General features: G+C 72.9%; 3 protein-coding genes and 1 pseudogene. 1 reads left to right on the forward strand and 3 read right to left on the reverse strand.

Annotated features, from left to right (window positions below; all coding sequences use genetic code 11):
- Nucleotides 1-44: 44 nt before the first annotated feature.
- From AB0G02_RS37530 to AB0G02_RS37540, 3 genes and pseudogenes are all read right to left on the reverse strand, one after another.
- Entirely contained in the window at nucleotides 45-350 is a 306-nt protein-coding gene (locus tag AB0G02_RS37530; protein WP_360804471.1) for an antibiotic biosynthesis monooxygenase, read from the reverse strand.
- Nucleotides 345-596, reverse strand: a pseudogene (locus tag AB0G02_RS37535) (phosphoribosyl-ATP diphosphatase); the annotation flags it as partial. The pseudogene AB0G02_RS37535 and the gene AB0G02_RS37530, both read right to left, overlap by 6 nt.
- A 71-nt stretch (nucleotides 597-667) precedes the next feature.
- Complete coding sequence (locus AB0G02_RS37540) at nucleotides 668-1,123, reverse strand: GNAT family protein (RefSeq protein ID WP_360804465.1); 456 nt, start codon at nucleotides 1,121-1,123, stop codon at nucleotides 668-670.
- Nucleotides 1,124-1,205: 82 nt separating this feature from the next.
- Between AB0G02_RS37540 and AB0G02_RS37545 the strand changes: the two genes are divergently transcribed.
- Nucleotides 1,206-1,918 (forward strand): GNAT family N-acetyltransferase (locus tag AB0G02_RS37545; RefSeq protein WP_360804468.1); only part of this gene is annotated, 713 nt, incomplete at its 3' end.

A 1,918-nucleotide genomic window follows, 5' to 3' on the forward strand; every position in this document is an offset into this window, starting at 1 on the left:
TTCGACCAGACCGACGACGACCAGGTGGTCGAGCTGCTGCACCGTCAGACCGGGCGGTAGTGCTCCACGGTCGGGAACGGGTCGTAGAAGTGGTGCAGCAGCGCCTTCCAGCGCGGGTACAGCGGCCCCTGGCGGAAGCCGGCGGTGTGGTCCTCCAGCCGTTCCCACCGCACCAGCAGCAGGTACCGGGACGGCCGCTCGACCGAGCGCTGCAGCTCCAGCGACACGAACCCGGGCGACTGCGAGATCACCTCGCGCGCCTGGTCGAACGCCCGCTCGAAGTCCGCCTCCAGACCGGGGCGGACGTCGAGCGGGGCGACTTCCCGGATCACAGGTGCTTGTATGTACACGTCTTCGAGGGTCAGCCCGCGGCCGAGCATCAGCACCTGCACGCGGTACAGCAGCTGGGAGACCTCTTCGGCCAGGCGCTCGTCGGACTCGTGCTCCGCGGCGATCCACACCTCGCCGGCCTCCTCCAGCACCTTCTTGCCCTGCGCGTGCACCCCGGCCTCCAGAGCCGCGGCGGTGGCGGAGCCCTCAGGGCGGGTGCGTGCGCGTTCGCTCAGCTCGGCGAACAGCTCGTCGAAGGTCTTCACGGGGTCTGATCCTCGCATCCCCCGAACGGCCGCGGGCAGGCAGGCCCACCACGGCGGCGGGCGGGACGGGCCTAGATCCCGTAGTGCGGGCTGGTGAAGGGCCACACCTCGGCGATCCACTGCGGCACGAACGCGTCCAGCGCGCGCTCCAGGTCCGTGCCCGCGTGCCGGTCCACCACCCACCACGAGATCTGCGCGTCGTCGGTGCGGTCGGGGTCCTCCACGGGGTCGATGTAGACGCAGCCGAGCAGCTCGGTCTCGTCGGCGTCGAACAGGGCGTAGTTGAACGACTCGTGCGCGTCCTGCTCGCGTTCGTGCCGGGCCAGGTCGACGCGGTCCTGCTCGAAGGTCATGTGGGCGGGCGGCCAGCCCCACTTCTCGCCGTACCGCGACCACAGCCGCTCGCGCGAGCTCATCACGGCCGGGTAGTCGATGTCCACATCGGACTCGCGGATGGGTCGCAGGTGGTGCCCTGCGTCGAGCGGGACGCGGGTCGGGTGGACGAAGTCAGCGGGGAGCCAGGCCATGCGCGGATTCTGCGTGGCCCCCGCCCGGACCGCCACCGAAAAACGATGGCGGAACTCCCCGGCCCGCCGTGACACTGCACCGATGACCGACGGGCTGGTGCTGCGGACCGCGCGCCCCGGGGACCTGGAGCGGATCGGCGCGCTGCTGACCGACCGGGGCGATCCGGCGGACGCCGTGGACCACCGCCTGGTGGTCGAGGACCCGGACGCGGGCTGGGAGGCGTGCGCGGTCGTCGTGGACGGCGACGAGGTCGTGTCCACCGCGACCCTGCTGGACGAGACGCTGGTGCTCGACGGGGTGGAGATCCCGGCGGGTCAGGTGGAGCTCGTCGCCACCGACCGCGCCCACGAGGGTCGCGGGTCGGTGCGGGCGCTCATGGGTTGGGCGCACGAGCGGTCCGCCGCCCGCGGGCAGCTGGTGAACGTGATGCTCGGCATCCCCTACTTCTACCGGCAGTTCGGTTACACCTACGCGATCCCGATCGCGCCCACCCGACCGGTGACGGGCCGGCCCGACGGCGCCGGTCACGCGCTGCGGGAGGCCACCGTCGACGACATCCCGACGATGACCCGCCTCCAGGACGCCGAGCAGGCGCGCGCGGACCTGCGGATGCCGCACTCCCCCGCGCTGTGGCGGTGGCTGGTGGCGCGGGAGGGCAGCACGGAGTGGCTGGTCGAGCGGGACGGCGTGCCGGTCGCCACCGGCCGCACCACCCCGCCGGAGGAGGGCGTGCGGCTGGCCGAGGTGGCGGCGGTGGACGCGGCGGCGGCGCAGGCGCTGCTCGCGCTGAGCGG

The sequence above is a fragment of the Actinosynnema sp. NPDC023658 genome, from assembly GCF_040639995.1.
In the GTDB taxonomy this organism is placed as follows: Bacteria; Actinomycetota; Actinomycetes; order Mycobacteriales; family Pseudonocardiaceae; genus Actinosynnema.

Coding starts and splice junctions, on each gene's coding strand:
- AB0G02_RS37540 (WP_360804465.1), bottom strand. CDS start 1,123: ATGGCCTGGCTCCCCGCTGACTTCGTCCACCCGACCCGCGTCCCGCTC.